This window comes from Clostridium sp. UBA7791, from assembly GCF_002480755.1.
GTDB lineage: Bacteria > Bacillota > Clostridia > Clostridiales > Clostridiaceae > Clostridium_J > Clostridium_J sulfidigenes.
The window spans coordinates 224,332-247,018 of record NZ_DLCT01000003.1; the positions used below are offsets into that span (position 1 = coordinate 224,332).

At 30.2% G+C, this 22,687-nt stretch carries 21 protein-coding genes; 12 read left to right on the plus strand and 9 right to left on the minus strand.

All coding sequences use genetic code 11. From position 1 onward, the window contains the following. Window positions 1-3: 3 nt before the first annotated feature. Window positions 4-894, minus strand: a complete 891-nt coding sequence (locus B3Z56_RS02605) for a LysR family transcriptional regulator (RefSeq protein WP_346878168.1) — start codon at window positions 892-894, stop codon at window positions 4-6. A 278-nt stretch (window positions 895-1,172) separates the two neighbouring features. Here B3Z56_RS02605 and B3Z56_RS02610 point away from each other — a divergent pair, with 278 nt between their 5' ends. The 9 genes from B3Z56_RS02610 (at window position 1,173) to B3Z56_RS02650 (ending at window position 13,279) form a co-directional block, all read left to right on the plus strand. Continuing rightward, window positions 1,173-2,441 (plus strand): YeeE/YedE family protein, encoded by a 1,269-nt coding sequence (locus tag B3Z56_RS02610; RefSeq protein WP_346878169.1) that lies wholly within the window; start codon window positions 1,173-1,175, stop codon window positions 2,439-2,441. Window positions 2,442-2,458: 17 nt separating this feature from the next. Further along, window positions 2,459-4,156, plus strand: coding sequence for an FAD-dependent oxidoreductase (locus B3Z56_RS02615; RefSeq protein WP_346878170.1), 1,698 nt, complete (start codon window positions 2,459-2,461; stop codon window positions 4,154-4,156). 12 nt (window positions 4,157-4,168) lie between these two features. After that, window positions 4,169-5,506, plus strand: coding sequence for an APC family permease (locus B3Z56_RS02620; RefSeq protein ID WP_346878171.1), 1,338 nt, complete (start codon window positions 4,169-4,171; stop codon window positions 5,504-5,506). A 255-nt stretch (window positions 5,507-5,761) separates the two neighbouring features. After that, a complete protein-coding gene (locus tag B3Z56_RS02625; protein WP_346847651.1) occupies window positions 5,762-6,484 on the plus strand; it encodes a GntR family transcriptional regulator in 723 nt (240 codons plus the stop codon). Between the two features lie 82 nt (window positions 6,485-6,566). Further along, the gene (locus tag B3Z56_RS02630) at window positions 6,567-8,327 is read left to right on the plus strand and encodes an NAD(P)/FAD-dependent oxidoreductase (protein ID WP_346847650.1); all 1,761 of its coding nucleotides are present in this window, start codon (window positions 6,567-6,569) and stop codon (window positions 8,325-8,327) included. Beyond that, on the plus strand, window positions 8,314-9,597 hold the full coding sequence (locus B3Z56_RS02635; RefSeq protein ID WP_346878172.1) for an NAD(P)/FAD-dependent oxidoreductase: 1,284 nt from the start codon (window positions 8,314-8,316) through the stop codon (window positions 9,595-9,597). The genes B3Z56_RS02630 and B3Z56_RS02635 overlap by 14 nt, the downstream gene beginning before the upstream one ends. A 1-nt stretch (window position 9,598) precedes the next feature. Beyond that, window positions 9,599-9,988 carry a DUF1667 domain-containing protein gene (locus tag B3Z56_RS02640; RefSeq protein WP_343826045.1) on the plus strand — a complete coding sequence of 130 codons (390 nt, stop codon included), beginning with the start codon at window positions 9,599-9,601 and terminating at the stop codon, window positions 9,986-9,988. Further along, window positions 9,978-11,534, plus strand: a complete 1,557-nt coding sequence (locus B3Z56_RS02645; protein ID WP_346878173.1) for an FGGY-family carbohydrate kinase — start codon at window positions 9,978-9,980, stop codon at window positions 11,532-11,534. The genes B3Z56_RS02640 and B3Z56_RS02645 overlap by 11 nt, the downstream gene beginning before the upstream one ends. A 20-nt stretch (window positions 11,535-11,554) precedes the next feature. Then, on the plus strand, window positions 11,555-13,279 hold the full coding sequence (locus tag B3Z56_RS02650) for an FAD-binding oxidoreductase (RefSeq protein WP_346878174.1): 1,725 nt from the start codon (window positions 11,555-11,557) through the stop codon (window positions 13,277-13,279). A gap of 456 nt (window positions 13,280-13,735) precedes the next feature. On the opposite strand, the gene B3Z56_RS02655 is transcribed toward B3Z56_RS02650, so the two are convergent. The 5 genes from B3Z56_RS02655 to B3Z56_RS02675 all read right to left on the minus strand — a co-directional run bounded on the left by B3Z56_RS02655 (window position 13,736) and on the right by B3Z56_RS02675 (window position 18,576). Next, a complete protein-coding gene (locus tag B3Z56_RS02655; protein WP_346878175.1) occupies window positions 13,736-14,146 on the minus strand; it encodes a type I restriction-modification enzyme R subunit C-terminal domain-containing protein in 411 nt (136 codons plus the stop codon). Window positions 14,147-14,169: 23 nt separating this feature from the next. Further along, entirely contained in the window at window positions 14,170-16,968 is a 2,799-nt protein-coding gene (locus tag B3Z56_RS02660) for a DEAD/DEAH box helicase family protein (RefSeq protein ID WP_346878176.1), read from the minus strand. Between the two features lie 556 nt (window positions 16,969-17,524). Further along, a complete protein-coding gene (locus B3Z56_RS02665; RefSeq protein ID WP_346878177.1) occupies window positions 17,525-17,758 on the minus strand; it encodes a hypothetical protein in 234 nt (77 codons plus the stop codon). A gap of 142 nt (window positions 17,759-17,900) precedes the next feature. Further along, entirely contained in the window at window positions 17,901-18,191 is a 291-nt protein-coding gene (locus B3Z56_RS02670; RefSeq protein WP_346847644.1) for a hypothetical protein, read from the minus strand. A gap of 91 nt (window positions 18,192-18,282) precedes the next feature. Beyond that, window positions 18,283-18,576 (minus strand): hypothetical protein, encoded by a 294-nt coding sequence (locus B3Z56_RS02675; RefSeq protein WP_346847643.1) that lies wholly within the window; start codon window positions 18,574-18,576, stop codon window positions 18,283-18,285. Between the two features lie 145 nt (window positions 18,577-18,721). Here B3Z56_RS02675 and B3Z56_RS02680 point away from each other — a divergent pair, with 145 nt between their 5' ends. After that, window positions 18,722-19,447: a hypothetical protein gene (locus B3Z56_RS02680; RefSeq protein ID WP_346878178.1), complete on the plus strand. Its 726-nt coding sequence runs from the start codon at window positions 18,722-18,724 to the stop codon at window positions 19,445-19,447. A 30-nt stretch (window positions 19,448-19,477) separates the two neighbouring features. Here the strand turns inward: B3Z56_RS02680 and B3Z56_RS02685 are convergent, their stop codons facing one another. Then, window positions 19,478-19,936 (minus strand): hypothetical protein, encoded by a 459-nt coding sequence (locus B3Z56_RS02685; protein ID WP_346847641.1) that lies wholly within the window; start codon window positions 19,934-19,936, stop codon window positions 19,478-19,480. A 144-nt stretch (window positions 19,937-20,080) separates the two neighbouring features. On the opposite strand from B3Z56_RS02685, the gene B3Z56_RS02690 reads away from it, so the two are divergent. Both B3Z56_RS02690 and B3Z56_RS02695 read left to right on the plus strand, forming a co-directional pair. After that, window positions 20,081-20,575, plus strand: coding sequence for a hypothetical protein (locus tag B3Z56_RS02690; protein WP_346878179.1), 495 nt, complete (start codon window positions 20,081-20,083; stop codon window positions 20,573-20,575). A 234-nt stretch (window positions 20,576-20,809) separates the two neighbouring features. Further along, window positions 20,810-21,262 carry a hypothetical protein gene (locus tag B3Z56_RS02695; protein ID WP_346878180.1) on the plus strand — a complete coding sequence of 151 codons (453 nt, stop codon included), beginning with the start codon at window positions 20,810-20,812 and terminating at the stop codon, window positions 21,260-21,262. A gap of 195 nt (window positions 21,263-21,457) precedes the next feature. Here the strand turns inward: B3Z56_RS02695 and B3Z56_RS02700 are convergent, their stop codons facing one another. Both B3Z56_RS02700 and B3Z56_RS02705 read right to left on the minus strand, forming a co-directional pair. Continuing rightward, window positions 21,458-21,589: a hypothetical protein gene (locus tag B3Z56_RS02700; RefSeq protein WP_346847638.1), complete on the minus strand. Its 132-nt coding sequence runs from the start codon at window positions 21,587-21,589 to the stop codon at window positions 21,458-21,460. Between the two features lie 558 nt (window positions 21,590-22,147). After that, window positions 22,148-22,303, minus strand: coding sequence for a hypothetical protein (locus B3Z56_RS02705; protein WP_346878181.1), 156 nt, complete (start codon window positions 22,301-22,303; stop codon window positions 22,148-22,150). Window positions 22,304-22,687: the final 384 nt, after the last annotated feature.

The window sequence follows — 22,687 nt, forward strand, 5'->3', positions numbered from 1 at the left end:
TTTTTAACAAAAACCTCTTTTATTAGAAATTATAAAATCTACAAACATTTGCTCGTGCTTTGTAAGTGTATATTTTTTTCTTGAAGCTATATAATAACTGAAAGAAATTTTAAAATCCTCTACTTCAACGATTTGAATAGACTGTTTTTTTAGTTCTTGAGCAACTGTTAATTTTGGTAAAAAAGAAAAACCTTTTCCCGAAAGAATAGAAGACTTAATAGATTCGGGAGAATTTAAATCATAAATCACATTTAACTCTTCTACAGTTACATTTTTTTCTTTTAATGATTTTTCAATTACATATCTAGTTCCAGAATTTTGTTCTCGTAAAATTAGTGGAATATGTTTTAATTCTTCCATAGAAATTCTTTTAGGTGAATTATCACTATTTCCTACTAGCAAAAGCTCATCCGAAATAATAGGTTGAGTAGAAATATCATTTAACATTGGATCATGCTGAATGATTCCAATATTAATATCGTGTTCTTGTAGTTTTTGAATAACTTCCCTTGAATTTATTACCGCCATACGAATGTCAACTTCTTCATGGAGATGTTTAAAGGTAAAAATACTACAAGGAAGAGCATATTCACCCACACTTTTGCAAGCACCAATCATTAACTTTGGTTGCTCTTGATGCAAGTTAATCAAATCTCTTTTAATATTTCCTTGAATAGAAAGTAAAGTATCTGCATAGTTAAATACTACTTTTCCTTCTTCTGTTAATTCTACACCTTTATTACTTCGATTTAAAAGATTTACACCTAATTCATTTTCTAAGCTCTTAAGCTGACCACTGAGACCAGGTTGGGTAAGGTGAAGAATTTGTGCTGCTTTTGAGATACTATTATATTTCACTGTTATATAAAATGATTCAAGATATTCAAGATTCATATAGTCACATCCTAAAAATAATTATACATATATTCTATTTTACTAGTATATTACACAGAAATAAATATATTTATTTTTATTAGGCATATTTTAAAATTGGTTAAAGGGAAGTGTTATGGTATATAACATTTAGTTTCTATGGAAAAAGAATAATATGTAATAGAATTTTATTATAAAGATAACAAGGTATGATGTAAACGAAAACACAACCACTTTGTACCAAATATTGTTAAAAAAATCACACTGAATTTTAAATTAAAAGTATAAGGAGGAAAAAAATGAAAAAGACTGAACAAATTTTAGGATTTATAGGAATTTTACTAGTATTACTTTTAGGAAAGACATTATTAAAAACTGACATGCTATTTTTTAGACTTTTAGTGGGTGTGGGATTAGGTTATGCTTTATCTAGGGCTTATACAGGATTTGCAGGTAGTGTTAATCGTGCATTTAACACAGGATCAACAAAATTAATGAGGACACTAATGTTCTTGTTCTTTATCTCATCTTTATTGACTACTGCATTTTTATTCAAGGCAGATCCAGCTAGTTACGATCTGTGGATAAACCCAATTAACTTTGGTCTTATATTAGGGGCAATACTATTTGGGTTTGGTATGTCATTTTCATCATGTTGTGCATCAGGAGTACTTACGGACTTAATAACAGGTCTTCCTAGAGCGTTTATTACATTAATCTTCTTTGGGTTAGGAGTATTCTTAGGATTCCCTATACAAAATACTGTAGGATGGGTTAAGAACTCTTGGCTTTCAACTCCAGTAGGTGAAAAGTTGGCAGGAGGTGTATTCCTACCAGATCTATTTAAATGGGATGGTCTTGAAGGATATCTAGGTGCCTTAGTATTAATGGCATTATTTTGTGGAGTAGTTGTATTTATATCATACCGTTACGAGAGAAGTCGTAAGCAAAATAATACTTATACTGGTCACTCAATGGAAAAGGTACAGGATGAAAATGAGGTATTAGACACTAAGAATTACAAGCTTTTAAGTGAAACAACATACAACAGATTATTTGTAAAACCTTGGACATTAGTGCAAGGGGCTGTAGTTATAGGGATATTATTTGCTTTGTTAATGGGAATTACTAAGGCTGGATGGGGCGCATCTACTCCTTATGGAATATGGTTTGGTAAATTCTTGATGATATTTGGAATTTCACCAGAATCTTTGGCAGCCTTTACTCAAATGCCAGCAAAGGCGTATCTTGTTCCATTCTTTGAACATGCTGTTTCAGTGCAAAACTTTGGAATACTCATTGGAACTAGTATATACTTGTTAACTGCTGGTAAGTTTAAGAAAACATTTATGTCAGAGATGCACATTACAGTAAGAGAAGTATTACTATATGCACTAGGCGGAATTACTATGGGATTAGGTACTAGACTTGCTAATGGATGTAATGTAGGAGCATTATATACTCCAATTGCAAATTTCTCACTTTCCGGTTGGATTTTCTTAATTTTCATGGTAGTTGGTGGTATTGTAGGAAATACACTAGCTAAAAGACTATTTAAGCAACATTAAAAGGAGGTATCATTGTTATGGGTAAAAGAATTTTAATTATTGGAGGAGTTGCTGGAGGAGCTTCAGTTGCAGCAAGAGCACGTAGAATTGATGAAAAAGCAGAAATAATTATGTTTGAGAAGGGACCTCATGTATCTTTTTCTAACTGCGCTTTACCATTTCATTTAAGTGGCATGGTGGAAAATGGTGACGATTTAGTTTTAATGTGTCCAACACAGTTCAAAAATCAATATAATATTGAAGCTAGAGTTAATAGTGAAGTTATAAAAATTATAAGAGATGATAAAAAAGTAGTAGTTAAGAACCTTCTTACAGGAGAAGAATATGAAGAGTCCTATGACAAATTAGTTTTATCTCCAGGGGCTAATCCAATATTGCCAAGAAGTATTGAAGGAGTAACAGGTTCCAATGTATTTACAGTAAGAAATGTAGTTGATATAAAGAAATTAAAGAATTATATTGATAGTAACAATATTAAGGATATTGCTGTTGTTGGTGGTGGTTTTATAGGGATTGAAGTAGCGGAAAACCTATGTTTAGCAGATAAGAATGTAAGTCTTATAGAAGCACTTGATCAAATAATGAGTCCTTTTGACTATGATATGGCCCAAATACTTCACAAGGAAATGATGGATAAGGGAGTAAACCTTATATTAAGTGATGGAGTTAAGAAGATAGATGAAGACTTTGTAGAATTACAATCAGGTAAAAAGGTGGCTGCAAAAGTTGTAGTAATGGCAATTGGAGTTAGTCCGGAAACAGGATTAGCTAAGGATGCAGGACTTGAAATTGGAGTAACTGGAGGCATTAAAGTTGATCATAACTATTTGACTAATGATAAAGATATATATGCTGTAGGTGATGCTATAGAAGTTTATAATCGCTTAACACATAAAACTTCAAGGCTGGCTTTAGCAGGACCAGCTCAAAGACAGGCTAGGGCAGCAGCTGATAATATGTATAATATTCATCACAATAATAATGGAGTTATAGGATCATCTGTAGTTCAAGTATTTGATCTAGGAGCAGCTTCTACAGGATTAAATGAAAAAGCTGCTAAAGCAGCAGGTATTTCTTATGATTTTGTATACATTATTCCAGGAGATAAAGTTGGCTTAATGCCAGATAGTAATCCAATGCATTTCAAATTAATATATGAATATCCAACGGGAAGAATTCTTGGAGCACAGGCTATAGGAAAAGGAAATGTAGATAAGAGAATAGATGTAATTGCAACAATGATAACAATGGGTGGAACCTTAGAGAATTTAAAGGAATTAGAGTTATGTTATGCTCCTTTATTTGGAACAGCAAAAGATGTAGTTAATTTTGCAGCTTTAGTAGGACTAAATTTATTATATGGTAAGTTTAGACAAGTACCAGTAACAATAGTTAGGGAGTTAGTAGAAAAGGATGAATTTATTGTAGATGTAAGAGAGAAGCATGAATATGAACAAGGACATCTTAAGAATTCAGTAAATATTCCATTAAGTGAAATTAGAGAAAGAATGTCTGAAATTCCAAAGGATAAACCGGTATATTTACATTGTCGTTCAAGTCAAAGAAGTTATAATGCAGTAATGGCACTACAAAATAGTGGATATGATAATGTAATCAATATATCTGGTTCTTATCTAGGTATTTGTTGCTACGAATATTATCAAGATCAAGTAACAGGAAGAGCAAAGATAGTTACAGAATATAATTTTAATTAAGGATTGAATTTTATGAAGAAAAAGTTGAACAGAATAGACATATTAGCCTTAGCATTAGGATCTATTATTGGATGGGGTTCATTTACCTTGCCAGGTTCAAAGTTTCTCCATGAAAGTGGTATTATTAGCACGGCCATCGGTTTCATACTTGGTGGTCTTGCTATTGTTTTTATACAAAAGGGTTATCACATAATGATGGAGAAGCATAATGAAGATGGGGGAGAATTCTCTTATACTTACAATAACTTAGGAAAGGGAAATGGATTTATAGTAGGCTGGTCCTTGACATTGTGTTATATAAGTATGGTTCCACTTAATGCCACAGCCTTTGTATTGGTGCTTAAAAGATTATTTGGTTCAGCAGTGGATTTTATATATCTATATCAAATAGCAGGTTATCCAGTATACTTGTCAGAGGTTATCATTGCCAGCTTGATAATTCTTGTATTTGCTTATATTAATATCAAAGGATTGAAATTGAGTTCCATGGTACAGAACATCTTAATTTTATTAATGGTGGTAAATGTAATTATAGTGTTTGCTTTCATGTTTATGAAGGTAGACCACAGCTTGATTAGGGATACCTATATTAATAACTATAAGTTTAATATTACTGAAGTAGTAAAAGTTTTTGCTATAGTACCCTTCTTGTTTGTTGGCTTTGATGTAATACCCCAAGTATCCACAGATTTGAATTTTGAAGCACCAAAAGCTACAAGAATGGCATTACTAGCAATATTTGCTGGAGTACTTTTTTATAACCTATTAAATATTACAACAGGTCTAGTTTATACTCCAGAGAAAGCCTTATTGGAGCAGTGGGCTTTAGGGTCTGCAGTACTTGATAATATGGGATATATAGGTTTTATTCTACTAATAATATCCCTAGCTGGTGCAGTAGCAGGGGGGATAAATGGGTTTATGTTAGGGAGTAGCAAGTTAATTGGAGCTTTGTCGAGATATAAACTTATCCCAGCAAAGTACAAAGAGAAAAATAAAAATGATGTTTTCGAAAATGGAGTTAAATTTATAGCCGTAGTCAGTTTAATAGCGCCATGGTTTGGTAGAGAAGTTATTATTTATATTGTAGATATGTCATCCTTACTAGCTGCAGTAGCATATTTTTATGTATGTTATATTGGGTTTAAAAACTCAATAGGAGTTGACAAATATTTTTCAGCATTGGGGGCTTTTATAGGGCTAGTATTCATAGGATTATTGATAATACCAGGTTCTCCTGCAAGATTAAGTAGACCTTCTATGGTATTGGTGATTTTATGGGCAGTGTTAGGATATTTTTACTATAAGAAGTATTCAAAGACAATGAAATCAATTGATAATCACATATAAGTTTAAAAATAATTTCAAAAGTAAGTTATTCTTGAGAAATATGTTCATTTTAAAATATCATAGGAAAGTTAAATAAATTGGTGTTAGTATATTATAAAATATTATATAAGGCAGCCTGAAAAATAGTTTCAGGTTGCCTTTTTATAGTTTAACAATATAAATCATAAGATATAAATAATCCTCAACATGTTAATAAATTGGTAATCATATAAATCATCCAGCATATAAATATAAAAAACATTGGAGGAATTAATAATGATAGATAGATATAATAAAACACCGTTATATATACAAGTAAAAGAAGAAATAACCAAGGCAATTATAAGTGGTAGATGGGAGGTTAATTCTCGAATTCCAACTGAAAGGGAACTGATGGAGAACTATGAAGTAGGTAGAGCTACAATAAGACAAGCTATAGACTTATTAGTTAGTCAAGGGTATCTGTATAAGAAACAAGGAATTGGTACCTTTGTTTTAAGAGATAAGCCTTCTTTGGGATTTGAGCCACTTATTAGTTTAACTTTTACATTAAGAACTAAGGGAATAAAGATTAGCAACAAAATACTAGATGAGAATTTTTTTATCCCAGGCGAGGAATTAACAAATAAGATGAGATGGAAAATGAATCAAAAGTGCCTTTATGTAAAAAGGTTAAGAACTGTTGAAGAAATCCCGGTAGCCATTGAGAATTCATATTTTTCACAGCAGTTTTCTAATGATAATAGTAAATTTGATTTTAAGAAATCCTTGGCAAGTATGATTATAAATGATTTAAAGGTAGACATATCAAAGGTAGATCAGACGATAACTATTAGAATTCCTAATAGCGAAGAAAAAAGTCTGTTAGAAATAGATGAAACTACAAGAGTATTAGTTATGGAAAGATGGATATATGAAGAAAATAATGAAGAACCATTCTATTATTTAAATTTTATAGTTCCAGAAAATTTATACTATGTACCTATGATAAATTATTAAAAATAAGTATTTATTTTATAGTTAAATCATAGTATATACAGAGAAGTTAAGATGTCCGAACATCCTAAGGAAGGGATATGTAATGATAAAAAAATATGAAAAGGTTCAAAAACTTATACAAAAAGAGGTTTATAAAGAGATTTACTGCAGGGAATGGAACTCTTCCATTATTTTAGAAGGGCAGGTAGAGAGTTGGGATATGGTTATTAAAGCTGGTAAACTTGCATCTAAAAGAGGATACAAGGGTGTAGTAAACCAAATAACTGTGAAAGGTTTAAAAATACCTATAATTAAAGCACCGATTATAAGAGATTCAAATTTAAATGGGAAAAGGGTAGATGTACTCATTATTGGAGGAGGAGTTATAGGATGTGCTATTGCTAGAGAGCTTGCAAAGTGGGAAATGTCTATTTTATTGCTTGAAAAAGAATCAGATTTGGCAATGCACACATCATCAAGAAATGATGGGATGATACATCCAGGTATAGAAGCTCCTATAGGAAGTAAAAAGTCCATATTTAATGTTAGAGGTAATGAGCTTTATTCAAAGATTACAAAAGAGCTAGGGGTACCTTTTGAAAGATGTGGCTCTACAGTGCTTTTTGATAGAGGATTTATAAGGTTAGCTAAACCTTACCTTATGAGTAGAGCACGGAAGGCTGGAGTAAAGGATGTAGTTATTTTAAATAAGGCACAGGTAAAAAAAATAGAACCAAATGTGACGGAGAATATAGTTGGGGCAGTTCATTTTGGAACAACAGGTATATTATCTCCTTATAGGATGACCTATGCTTTTGCAGAAAATGCAGCTATGAATGGAGTCGATTTTTCCTTAGATACCTTAGTAGAATCATTCCTTATGGATGGAAATGAGATTATTGGAGTAAATACAAATAGAGGATTAATATATCCTAAGGTAATTATAAATGCAGCTGGAATCTTTGCTGATAAAATTGCTAATATGGCACATGATCAGTTTTTCACAATACATCCAAGAAAAGGAGAGACGCTAATACTAGATAGAAAGAAAGGTTCTTTAATTAATGGAGTGGTAGCTAAGCCAAGCTTAAACCTGACTAAAGGAAATACCAAAGGTGGAGGTATTATAAAAACAATAGATGGAAATATTTTGGTAGGGCCTGATGCTTATGAACAACCCTTTAGAGAAGATTATTCTACAAATTCAACAAATATAGAGAATATATTAAGAAAGCATTTACCTGTAGTACCTAAATTATCTAATGGTGATGTAATAACATATTATGCGGGAATAAGAGCCGCTACTTATGAAGAAGATTTTATCATTGAACGATCTGAACGTGTTGATAATTTAATTTATGCAGCAGGTATCCAATCACCAGGTCTTGCATCTGCACCAGCTATAGCAGAGGAAATTGAGAAGATAACCTGTAGATTACTAGCTGAAAAAATACAGTTAAAGAAAAAAGATTATTGGAATCCAATAAGAAAAGCAATACCAGAAGTAAGAAATATGTCCTTTGAGGAAAAGGCTAAGCTAATAAAAGAGAAACCAGAATATGGTGAAATAATTTGTAGATGCGAGGAAATAAGCAAAGGTGAAGTTCAGGATGCTTTAAGAAGTCCAATAAAAGTGGATACAGTAGATGCTATTAAAAGAAGAGTTAAGGCTGGAGCAGGTAGGTGTCAAGGAGGATTTTGTTTACCACAGGTATTAAAGATTATTAATGAGGAATATGGTAAAAGTTTTGATGAAATAACTAAGAAAGGTAAATATTCTAACATTCTTATAGAAAAAGTACAAAGTAAATATAATAATCTTACAATAAATGATAATGAGGTGAAATTAAATGAAAGACAATAAATTTCACTTTGATGTAATAGTTATAGGTGGAGGTCCAGCGGGGCTTGCAGCAGCATTAGCATCTAATGAGAAGGGAAGTAAAACATTAATTGTTGAAAGAGAAAAAAAATTAGGTGGAATATTAAAACAATGTATTCATGATGGATTTGGATTAATTACCTTCAATGAGACACTTAGTGGACCAGAATATGCTGATAGATATATGAGAAAGATTATGGGAAAAGATATATCAATATATACATCAACATTTGTAAGTAAAGTAGAAAAGGTAGGAGATAGTTTTATATTAACCTTAATAAATTCAAGAGAAGATGTTTTTCAGGTTAGCTCTAAGGCGTTAGTTTTAGCCAATGGGTGTAGAGAGAGAACGTCTAGACAAGTTTTTATAAATGGAGATAGACCTGCTGGCATATATTCAGCAGGAACAGCACAATATTTAACAAATATCATGGGTTATCTACCTTGTAAAAACTGTGTGATTTTAGGAAGTGGAGATATTGGATTAATTATGGCTAGAAGGTTAACCTTGGAAGGTGCAAAGGTTATAGGTGTGTATGAAATGAAAAGTACTCCTTCAGGATTAAGCCGAAATATTATGCAATGCTTAGAAGATTATAATATTCCATTACATTTATCCCATACAGTAACTAGGGTAATAGGGGAGAGCAAAGTTTCAGCAGTTGAAACATGTAGAGTTGACGAAAATATGAAGCTCATTGATGGAACAGAAGAGATAATTAAGTGTGATGGATTAATATTATCAGTAGGATTAATACCAGAAAATGAGGTAGCAGAAAGTTTGAATATAGAAATTGATCCATTAACCAAAGGACCAAAGGTAGATCATAACTTTAGGACAAGTGTAAATGGGGTATTTTCCTGTGGAAATTCTCTTCATGTTAATGATTTAGTAGATTATGTATCAGAAAGTGGGAAATATGCTGGAGAACAGGCAGCAACTTATGAAGAAAATAGTTATAGAAAATTAGTGGATATAACCTTTGATAAAAAAGAATTTCTATATGTAGTACCACAAAGCATAGATTTAAATTCTATAGATAAAGATATAACAATTTACTTTAGAAGTAAAGATGTAATAGAAGATGTAAAAGTGGAATTTTACTTAGGTAACAAGGTAGTATTTATGAAAAAGTATAATATAATAAAACCTCCGGAGATGGAAAAAATAATTTTAAACTTAAAATCATTTTCTGTAAAAAATATGGATAATCTAAATTTGGTTATGAGTAAAATTAAAGAAGGTGTATAAGGTGGAGTTAAAAAAAATCACCTGTATAGTGTGTCCTAATGGTTGCAAACTTACTATAATTGAAAAAAATGAAGAACTATTAGTGGAAGGTAATAAGTGCAAAAGAGGCATAGAATTTGGAATTAATGAGATAAAAAATCCATTAAGAAGTATTGCTTCAACAGTAAATACTATATATAAGGAAATGCCAAGACTACCGGTGAGAACTGACGGACTGATTCCAAAGAGTAAAATATTTAATGTAATGAGAGAAATAAGTAAAGTAGTAATAACAAATCATGTTGATATAAATGAAGTAATAATTGAAAATGTATTAAACACTGGAGTTAATATAATTTCAACCTCAAGTTTGATTGAGATATTAAAGGAGGAGTATCCGAATGGAGGATAAATATGTTCTCTCCATAGATTGTGGGACACAAAGTGTAAGAGCGTTGATATTTAATGGATTAGGTACATTAGTAGCTAAAGAGAAGCTAGATTTTCAACCATACTTTTCAAATAGACCAGGATGGGCAGAACAAAATCCAGAGATTTGGTGGCAAGGTGTATGTCATGTATGTACAGCACTAAAAGAGAATAATTCTGCTTTTTTCAATGAAATACTTGCAGTATCAGTAACAACACAAAGAGATACAGGTATAAATGTAGATAAAAATGGGGAAGCATTAAGACCTGCAATAATATGGTTAGATCAGAGGATGGCAGAGTGTAAAAAACCTATAAGTAAAAAATATGATTTTCTCTTTAGGATAATTGGAATGAAAAAAGCCATAGAGGTTTCAAGGAAAAAATGTAAAGCAAATTGGATAATGGAAAATCAGCCGGAAATATGGAGAAACACTTATAAGTATTTATTACTTTCAGGATATTTAAATTTTAAATTAACAGGAAATTTTGTAGATTCTATAGCATCTCAGATTGGACATATACCTTTTAATTTTAAAAAGAAAGATTGGCCAAAAGGAAATAAAGATTATAGATGGGAAATTTCGGGAGTTGAAAGAGAAAAACTACCTCAGCTTGTAGAGGTGGGAGAAAGAATTGGGGAAATAAGTTCAGAAGTTGCAAAGGTTACAGGGTTAAAGATTGGAATACCTGTTATTGCAGCAGGATCAGATAAAGGTTGTGAAACCTTAGGTACAGGTTGTAAGAATGAAAAATGGGTAAATTTAAGTTTTGGAACAACAGCTACAGTTCAGACTATGTCAAAAAAATATATAGAGCCTTTAATGTTTATGCCAGCTTATCCAGCTTGCATCCCAGGATATTATAATCCGGAATTTGAAATTTTTAGGGGGTATTGGATGATTAGTTGGTTTAAGAGAGAATTTGCTAGAAAGGAAGCTATGGAAGCAGAAGAAAGAGGCATTTCTTATGAAGAAATATTAAATGAAAGATTAAAGGATGTTCCACCGGGATGCCATGGGTTAATGCTTCAGCCATATTGGGGACCAGGTTTAAAATATCCTGAGGCAAAGGGAGCAATTATAGGTTTTGGAGATGTTCATACAAGAAGCCATATTTATCGAGCTATTATTGAAGGAATAAATTATGGATTATTAGATGGAATAGAAAAAATAGAAAGAAAGACTAAGGAAAAAGTGAAGTATGTAATGGTTTCAGGAGGCGGCTCTCAAAGTGATACTATTTGTCAAATAACTGCCAGTATGTTAAATAGAAAGGTTTATAAAACTACGACCCATGAGACGTCAGGATTAGGAGCAGCTATTATAACTTTTGTAGCTTTAGGAATATATGTAACTTACAATGAAGCTATTGAGAAAATGGTTCATTATAAAAAAATATTTACTCCAGAAAAAGAATATACAGAAATATATTCAAAACTTTTTAAGAAAGTTTACAAGAGAATATATAGAAGACTTAAATCACTATATTCAGATATTGGAAAGATAACAAATTATCCAGATATTTAATTGTAATGGGGGAATTATTTATGAATAAAAATGAAGATATTTTCACACCAAATTGGTATGAAGATTTACCACCAGAAGGATCATATAGATCTATTTTAAAATGGGGAAACCCTAAGGAATTTAAACATCCCAATCCTAGATTATACACTTTGATGAAGAAAACCTTTGAAATGACTGATGATGATTTTAAAACACCTCAAAAAATGGGTTTAGAAAAGGTTAGTTTTGAAAAAGAGATTACTTTAACAGAAGGTCAAATTGCTCACTTTAAGCACATAGTAGGAGAAAATAATGTAAGAATGGACCCTTATTCTAGGCTTCAAATAGCTTATGGAAAAACTATGATAGATTCAATGAGACTTAGAGAAGGTATCGTTGAAAATATTCCTGATATAGTAATACATCCAAGAAGCAAAGAAGATATAAAAGAAATAGTTGAGTACTGTAATGAAGAGAAAATACCAGTGTATGTTTACGGAGGAGGTTCATCTGTAACTAGAGGTGTTGAGTGTGTAAAAGGTGGAGTATCCTTAGATATGAGAGTTCATATGAATAAGGTAGTTAACTTTAATGAAATAAATCAAACAATAACTGTAGAAGCTGGTATGTCAGGTCCCAAACTAGAAGAAACATTAAATAAAGCAAAGGAACTCTTTGGTGCAAAGAGGGCATATACCTGTGGACATTTCCCTCAATCCTTTGAATATTCGGCAGTTGGAGGTTGGGTTGTAACTAGAGGAGCAGGTCAGAATTCAACCTACTTTGGAAAGATTGAGGATATGGTTATATGTCAAGAGTATATCACGCCGGCTGGAGAAATAAAAACCGATGAATATCCTGCATTAGCTACAGGACCATCCATCGATGAAATCATGATGGGAAGTGAAGGTGCCTATGGAATATTAGTTTATGTAACTCTTAAGATTTTTAGATACATGCCAGAAAATCAAAGGAGATTTAGTTATATATTCAAGAACTGGGAAGATGCTAGAAATGCAGCAAGAGAGATTATGCAAGGGCAATTTGGATTTCCATCAGTATTTAGATTATCAGACCCAGAAGAAACTGATGTTATGATGAAACTCTATGGAGTAGAAGAAACAATTATTGATAAAATAATGACTGTAAGAGGATATAAGCCAAATGAGAGATGTATGTTTTTAGGATTTACAGATGGAGAAACATGTTTTACAAAGGTAGTAAGGAAAAAGGTTCATAAGATATGTAAAGCGTATGGAGCTATGTCGACAACAGGATATGTAACTAAGGCATGGGAGCACGGAAGGTTTAGAGATCCATATTTAAGAGAAGATTTACAGGATTATGGTATTATGACTGATACCCTTGAATGTTCAGTTAATTGGGAGAATATGGATTACGTTCATAAGGGAGTAAGAGCTTACTGCAAAAGTAGACCAAATACAATTTGTATGACACATATGTCTCATGTTTATCCACAAGGTGCAAATCTATACTTTATTTTTATAGCTAAAATGAATAAAATAGATGAGTATTTAGAATATCAATATGGAATACTTGATAATATTCAGAAGTATGGAGCTGCGATGAGTCATCACCATGGAATAGGAAAGATGACAGCCCCTTGGCTTGAAGGTCAAATAGGTAAAAATCAAATGGAGGTATTCAAGGTATTAAAAAATCATTTTGATCCAAATAATATTATGAATCCAGGTGGAACATTAGGTCTTGATTTATCTGATGATAAGAAAAGAATGGTAAAGTAAAAGGATGAAGTGAAACCTTGATAAAAGGTACTTACTGATGGTAAGTGCCTTTTAATATATGGTAGTTTAGGTTTGGCTTTATTTGTTTTGTATTGATTTTACTTACACCTTGGGCTGGAGATGAAGCAGTTGCTGTTACAGCTTTTTTTAGGTAATGTGTTTAATAAATTATTACCAATAACCAAGTATTATATTGAATGAAATTTGAATAATTTTACATTACATTTATTTACATGTATAATATTATAAAATTAATAATAATAAGGTAAAATTTTAAAAAAAAGATAATAGTAAAAAATGTATTACATCCTAGTAAATAGTATTGGGAGTTTTATTTATAAATCAAACAGAATTTCTTAATTATTATAAAAAGCTACGTATCTAAAATTTACGTAGCTTTTCACATTTTATTTTTCATTTTTACTTATATATAGAGTTATTTCACTTTCACTTACATTAACTAATCTGCTCACAATTATTTTTAATATCTGTTATAACATTCATGATTTCTCTTGCATCATTTATGTTATCTTTAAATAAGGTGGTGATACTTCCAAGACTTCTGAAAGGCTCTTCCATAAGAACTCTATTGTCCTCTATAATTCCATTAGCTACAATGTAGTCTACAATAAGTTTTACAAATCTTATTTGTATTACATTGAGATTCTCTTCACTAAGAAATTTGCTAAAGGCCTCATTGGCTGCTTCTCTTTGAAGTCCTACTATTTTTCTCACTAGCTTGGTAACTGGAGTATTTCCATACTCTTTTTCATATTCTACTTTGCTGCCAAGGTCCTTCCATAGGATACGTTCTAAGGTTTTCATATCTTCTTTTGTGAGTTTTTTATTATTACGAAGTTTATACATAGCCAATTCATCTTTATGCTCTTTTAGGTAATGCTCCACCTTTTTCTTATAATCCTTAAGGCATTTCTTACTTCTTCAAGGTCAAGGATATCTGCACTTTCCCAGAACTCATCAGTTAGAACTTTTTCAATGATATGTTTTTGCTCCATAACCTTTGGGATTGTCCCTAATTTAGAAAGTTGCTCTGCTGTATTAATAATAGCTTTTATAGGCTTTGTGGCATTTTTGTTTTGCAAATATGCAAGATCCACTGTATAGATAAGACAATCAAATCTCTTGGCAAGTTCATCGTCATTAAGTGGTGTAATTAATGGTGAGATGTACTCCTTTATATCAGCTACACTTCCCGTTCCTAAGGTATTCCATGGCTCATTGTTTTTATAGATTTCTACATATCTTTCATGGAGCTTCACTCTAAAGTTTTCTCTATTTAGGCTTCTTACATCCTCTAAAAGGTCCCTTAAGATGTCTTTTCTATAATGAATATAATCTTCTTCTTGATACTTAATATCTTGAAGTTCTCTTAAAATATCAACTTTAGTATTAAAGATTCTCTCTGTTAAGCTATGGGTGCTCTTACTCTCCATGCCTTTAGGATTAGCTCTAAAGAATTCAAAGTTAGTACAAAAATCAAATATATAAAACAGTTCCTTGTTAAGACCCACTCCAAGGAGGTCAGTACAGAGTCTTGTACCTCTTCCTATCATCTGCCAGAACTTAGATTTAGAACGTACCTTTTTAAAGAACACAAGGTTTAATATTTCAGGGATATCAATACCAGTATCAAGCATATCTACAGATACAGCTATTTGTGGCATCTTTTCCTTTGTACTAAAATCATCTATCAAGGTATCTACATAGTTAATGCTATAATCTATCTGCTTTATAAAATGTGAGCCATACTCTGGAAAGATTATATTAAACCTATCTACAATAGCCTGGGCATGGCGACTACTTTTTGCAAAGATAATTGTTTTTCCAAGTTTATCGCCACCCTCAACCTTTAGGCCTTTTTCCATAAGCTCTCTAAGAACCATATCTATAGTATTTGCATTAAAAAGCCATTCATTAATAGCACTATTTGAAATGTTATCATCTATATTTTCATCTTCTTCAAAGGTTTTTTCAAATTCATCCTTTTCCTCATCACTAAGGTCGTCGTAATAAATTCCCTTTTCTATAAACTTAGATTTAACCTCTATGGACCTATAATCTACCAAAAATTCATCTTCTACAGCTTTTTCTAGTTCATAGGCAAAGGTTGGTACATTATTCTCCAGCTCAAAAATGCTATAGGTATTCTTATCAATATCATCCTTTGGAGTTGCAGTAAGTCCAAGGAGCATGGCATCAAAGTACTGAAAAATATCTCCATACTTTTTATAAATACTTCTATGACTTTCATCAATGATTATAAGGTCAAAATGTCCAGGAGTGAAAAGTTTTCGTCCATCCTTGCTTCTTTTCTCATCTATAGCATTCATCATAGTTGGATGTGTAGAGAAAATCATTCGAGCCTGCTCTGGATTATCTTTATTATCTAATAAATTGCAAAGAGTAAGACTTGGTAGTAGATTACTAAAGTTATTCTTAGCTTGCTTCACAAGGGCCTTCCTATCTGCAAGAAATAAAATATTTTTCACGTGATTATGTCTCATTAATATATCAACTATAGAAATGGCAGTTCTTGTTTTACCACTTCCTGTAGCCATAACGAGAAGCATCTTTCTATGCTTAGTTTTTATAGCTTCACATACAGACATAATTGCTTCCTTTTGATAATAACGGTTAGAAATATCATCATTAATCATTACATTGTCAAAAGAGATTTTATTACTTCTTCTATCAACTATAAGTTGTAATTCATCCTTAGTGAAAATTCCACTGACAGGTCTTTGAGGATAGTCCTCTGCATCGTTGATATAATTTATGTCAAAGCCATTGGTGGTAAAAATAAGAGGTCTTTGCATGTATTGATGCTCCAAAGAATCTGCATAAAGCCTTGCTTGCTGAGAACCCACATTAGGGTCCTTACTTGTTTTCTTAGCCTCAACCACTGCAAGGGGTTTTCCATTATTACCATAGAGCACATAATCTACAAAACCTGTACCTGCAGCATTAGGCATTCCCTCCACTGGTACTTCTATAAGACAATCCGTGCCTATATTCCACCCTGCCAGCTTAAGCTCAACATCAATATATTTCTTTCTTGTCTCTGCCTCACTTAGCTCATCAACCTGAAAGTCATAGCTTTCAGTATTGCTTATTCTTTGCTCCGTCATAGTCTTACGTAAAGATTCATTATCTTTGCGTATATCTTCAAGTTTTTTATCCTTTGAACTTAGCCTATCATAAAGGTCTCTAAGCTCCTGAGGTCTTGTACGTTTTTCTTCACCTTGTGCTAGAATACCCTCATCAAAATCTTTACAAGTATATTCATCTGCATAACAATAATCAATCCATCTTACCACTTCATGAAGATTCCTAAGAGAAAGCACAGCCTCATCCCTTGTAATGCTAGAATTTGTATGAACTGCAGTATTACCAAGTTTAATTATGTATTTAATAAGTGAAAACAAAGATGGGTCTATAATCTGCCTAAAGGTAGTCTCATGAATAAGACTTGAAATATTATCTTGATAAGGAACTGTAAGATCATTATCAAAACTATAAACCCACTTAACAGCAAGCTCCACTGCTCTCCTTGAAAGAATAGCACAAGTAGCAGGTGACACAAGAAGACTCTTCTCCGCCTCCACTGCACTAGTTGCAAAACTTTTAAATATATGTTTTGACTTTAAAAAGTCAAAGTTAGTACACAATAAAATCCCCTCCCCATGGGCATTTGATATATATTACTTTTATCGAATTATATGTATATTTTAATATTAATTATGCTTAATTAACTATATTACACCTTATTATAACAAATACACCTATATTTCTATAGATGTACTCTTTATGATTTTAGCATTTAAATTTTTTATTTCATTACATTATATATGATATAACTTTAGTGGTATAGATTAACACACTAATTATCATTTTTTACAGTAACTACTTTTAATAGATATATTTCAATGCTTATTTGCTGTAATATAAAACAAACTCCGATAATTTAAACTTATTTGATAATGAATAATTTTTTATGATATAAATCAACTGATATAAATCACTAACTAACATAAAGGAATTGTAAAAAACTATAATCCATAGAATAGCATTTAATATACTATATGTATACATTATAGCTCCTAATAAAATAGTAGTTATACAAAATGGTAAAACTGTATAAAGGATTAAAGTAAAGAAATTGTATGTTCCATCTACGTTAGCATAGAAAGCCATTTTTTTAGGTATAAAACCTATATGAAACTTTCATCTATTCTTTCCAAAACTTACGCCTATAATAAAATGAATCACCTCATGAAGTATTATTGTGCCTATAGCAAAAATAAGTTTTTGAAAAATAGAAACTTTATTAAGATTTACTCCTATACTCTTAATACAATACTCAGTAACGTAATAGAGAATAAAGAATAAAATTATCATTTTTATCTTAGAATATTTAATGTCAACAGGGTTCCACTTGTTAGTCAATTCTCTGTGCATATATAAGTCACTCCTATGATTATTTTATAGTTCCATTTATTATACTATAAAATATAAAGTCACTTAGATCACCGTTCTAATATATTAAAATTAATGAAATTAATCTAAGTTGATGAATAATTAAGGTATATACAACCTATAATTAATTCTTTTTTGCTATATTTATAAAATTAAGTGAAATACCCAATATAAGTCCAGCTAAAATATAGAAAAATGTTTCCGACATAGTAATAAAATACATACCAATGACGGCAAAAATTAAAATTAATATTAATGCAGAAGATGTATAGAATACAGGCTTATAAGATTTTTTTATTTTAAGCTTTGAATCTATTTTGACTATTAAGGAATATTTTTTATCTATTTCCATTAATATTATATAACTAACTAAATAAGTGAATAACATTGGTAGAACTTTAAGGATTCCATTCATTTTTTTCAACTCCTTCCTAATTAATTCAGTGATATAACAAACGTTTCTTTAATATGTAAGATTAATTATAATACGATTAATATTTATTATTTTATGCACTCAAAAATCCATATAGATATAACACTACCCCTATTAATATCATAAATAGTATGTAAAGAGGAACTACTATAAAACAAAACTTGATAAAGTTAATTTCTTTAAAGTTTTTATTAACCAATGAGTAAGACAGTGGAGCAGTGATAAGAGTTGATATGCTCATGGTTATTATAAAAAAAATATCTACAGGTTTATTACTAATAATTTGACCAATTATCCAACATACCAACCCCCATAAAAACCAAAACATAGCATATTTAAAGGATAGTTCATTTTTGTTTTTTCTCATATTAACCTCCTAGTTTCTATTTTTAAAAGCCCATGCAAGTAATTATAACAAGTTTTAACAAAATTTTATATAACACTAAGTATAAAAACTTCAAAAATGTGGTTATTGTTTTTACAAATATTTTAAATGTATAGAGAGGTATAATGTGGAGGTAAGTGACAATAAAGATGAATTAATGCGTGTATTGCCTTTTTTACAAGACCTGGCGAACCAAGATCCTGAATTCTTAAAAAAGTTATTATTTAAAAATAAAGACGAAGCGTTTGAGAAGTTTAAAGAATCTCTAAAAGAATTAGTTAATTTGCATGAAAATCAACCTAAATGTACAAATAAACAGGAACAAGGTAAATTAAGCACTAAGAAAGGAAGAATGCTAGAAAATTTGGCAGATTATCTTATGCTTGAAAGCTCGATATATAAGATAAAAACAAATCTTAAAAATGATACAAATGAAATTGATCTGCTTCTTCAATTTAATGATTTAGGTTTAATAGCATCTAATGTTTTCCCGACATATATGAGAGAAGATATAATTATTGAATGCAAAAATTACAATACAACTATAGGAGTTACATGGTTAGGAAAAGTAGCTTCGTTATTAGATATACGTAATGTTAAATTGTGCGTTTTATTTTCATATCACCCTATATCAGGGAAACAGGAGTGGGTAGATGGAAAAGGATTTATTAAAAAGCTATTTCTAAAAAAGAATATAGCAATAATAAATATTAATGTTGATGATTTAAATAATATTGCCAATGGAAAATATACTTTTCCTGAGATTATACAAAATAAGTATGATAGTCTTAAGTATCATACAGATATAGAACAATATATTTCTATACACCCAGCAGAAGAGTGTAAAAGCTAGTAGGGAATAAAATCCTTACTAGCATATTTTTTATTTATAGTCATACTTTATTAAGTTATTTTTATATTCTTCACAGAAAGTAAAAAAATCAGATGGTACTAAGTTAGGTTTGATTAGAGAAAACTTTTTTCCAAACTCAGCTAAATCATCTAGATGATTTAATAATGAACTACTAGGACTAAAAACTATACCTTCACTTTGGGCAAATGACGCAATAGTTGCTAAAACCCCTGTAATGTCTTGTGTACCACTACCACAAGGATATCTTTTATCAGTGAATGCAACTAAAGTATCAGCATAAGCGTCTTGAGCTTTTTTACCATTAATTATATCTTTATTATTTTCGTTTATCTCTATTGTATCAGATTCAATAGGTGTGTCTAAGTTTTTATTTATTTCACTCTTTGATGTAGTTGTTTTAAGTGTATCAATGTTATTTAAATTATTGTAATAGTTGTTAGATAAGTTACCTTGTATTTTATTATACATATTTATCCCTCCTAAATGATGTATCGTACATTATAAACAAAACTTGATATAAACTTATAACAAAAATTTACATTGAAAATATTAACTATTATACATATTAATGCTATAATTATATAGAACTATAAAATAGGAGGGGATTATATCATGGGAAAAATTTCAAAAGGAAGAAAAGTTAAAGCTTTATTACTAATGTTAGCTTTAGCAATCACAATGTCATTAGTACCTATATCTAGTGCTTATGCAGCAACAACTCCAAGTCTTAGTGTAACATATGTAGGGGAGGCTGTTAATTTAAGCACAGATCCTAGTTATCAATTATGGGATGCTGGAAAGTATCAATCTAACACATATCATCCAACCATAAATTTAACAACAAAAGATGTAGCTGTTATGTTTAAATGGACAGGTTTTTTTGGAAACTCATATGTATCTGTAGATGGTGTAAACTTAGGAACTACAGATTCATTTGATCCAAACTCAAAAGTATATTTTTTGGATATCCAAACTTCTGGTAGTACGACTGTAAAAACAATTGTAGTAAAAGATCTTACACCAGGACAACACACAATAACAATTAAAGGAGTAACAACAACTGGAGTTACAAAAACTGATTATGCAACAGTAAATTTAACTTACTAATTATTTTCGTATAGAAAAGGTAGAAAGCAATACAATATTACTTTCTACCTTATTTTTCTTTTGTATAAGCACATGGTTTAAGATGTATTCAGATTATATATAAAAATTTATAAAATTAATAATAATATGGAAACTTAAGTTTAAAAATGACCCTTTCATGCATTAAATATAGAAAAGTATGTATATTTATGTTATAAGATAGTAGATAAAATAATTTTGAGGGGGATATAAAAAATGAAAAAAATTAATTTTAAAAAGATTGCAATTAGTTTATGCTTACTTTTAACAGTCCTTGGCTGTAATTTGGGTTTTAGTTCTAAAGCTTTTGCACAATCAAGAATTATTATGTCATTCAATGCAAATGGTGTTCGTGATAGTTATATTAGCAACAATTTACCCACCAGTTCTGATGACGTATTTCAATTATGGAGTGACGGGAAAGCAGATGTTATTATTAGTATGGATAGGTGGAGTACTAGTGACAGGAGTGGCCAAAATATGGTATTTGAAATTTGGAAAAGAGTTGGAGTAGGACAATATAAACTTTATCGTACTAGTCAACCAATAGGTGGAACTGGAGAGTATAAGGAAACTTTTAATCTTGGGACTGGAATATATAAACTAAAAATAAGAACTTTAGACCCAAGAGTTTATGTATACGCACATGGCAAGGTTCTTTCACGATAATTAACAACTAATTTAAAAGGTAGAAAGCAATATAATATTACTTTCTACCTTATTTTTCTTTTGTATAAGCACATGGTTTAAGATGTATTTAGATTATAGACATTTAATATTAATTATATACATTAAATGTAAAAGTATTAATCATAATAAAGTTCTTTTCTTATTTTATAGAATCATTACTCAATTTCCTTAAGTTTATTTTCCTTTCAAAATTTGTAGAAATTCTTCTTTATGTTCATCTAGTATTCTTAGTAATGATTCTGTAATTAATCTAGATGAATCAGGTCTCATAGTGACAAGTACATTTAATTTTCTTTTTTTCTTCATTGTAAATCACCTCAAATTAATTATTGTCTAATAAAGAAGAGTTTATAACATATCTATATATTTTATAGAGTTTGTTTTAAAATAAAAAAGAGTAGGTTATAACTGAATATATCTACTCTTTTTTATGTGACGTCAAAAATTATCTGTATTTATAGGTAATTATTAGTGAGGTTTGAAGTTAGTATTGTAATATTGCACGGTGTGTTTTCAATGCTCTTCATATAAAGGTATATAATATTAAAGTTAAGGTACACTTATATTTAAATTTGCCATTTAAATTATAACTTATAGATATAAAATAATAAACAACAAATTATTAAATTATTTATAAGTTATAAGAAAAGGACAATCTGATGGTTGTCCTTTTTTCTTACTTAAAAATGTTGTAAATATTAATTAATGTATTTATTACAGAACAAATAATAATTATACGATCCTTTAAATCCATAATTTTGAATCCTCCTAACTTTTTAATTAATAAATTATAGATTTATACAAATGATTTAATAACTTAATAATGTTTTATAGTGTTTAATGGTGTGTGGAAAGGTGTACCTTTCAGGAATAAAAATATTTTCTAAATATATCGTAGTCAAAACTTAAAAGTTTAGAGTATTTAGTTAGTAAAGGATTAAATTTTAATATTAAATTATATAAATCATTAGAATCCCCCAATTGAGCATTAGTTATAATATCATATAAATTAGAATCCATATAATTATCACCCCCTTAATATGTAAATACAAATTAAGTTGTATAATGTAACCTAAACCATATAATGTAACAGATACATATTTATTAATTGGGAAACTAAATCAATTGAAGATAAATTTAATACCAAAAGATGAAGATATAAATTTTATATATTTTAAGATTTTACGAGGAGTTATATTTCATAATTTCTAACTTCTAAATAGTTAGAATAACTTAATCACGGGGCACTATCTGTATACTTTTACTCTTATTCTTTTATTGCTATTCAATTTATTTGTATTGTGATACCTTTGTATATTAAAGGAAATCATAGCAAAAAATATATAGTACAATAGGAAAATTATCATTATATTAACAATATTTTGTAATTGTCAAAGTTACTAT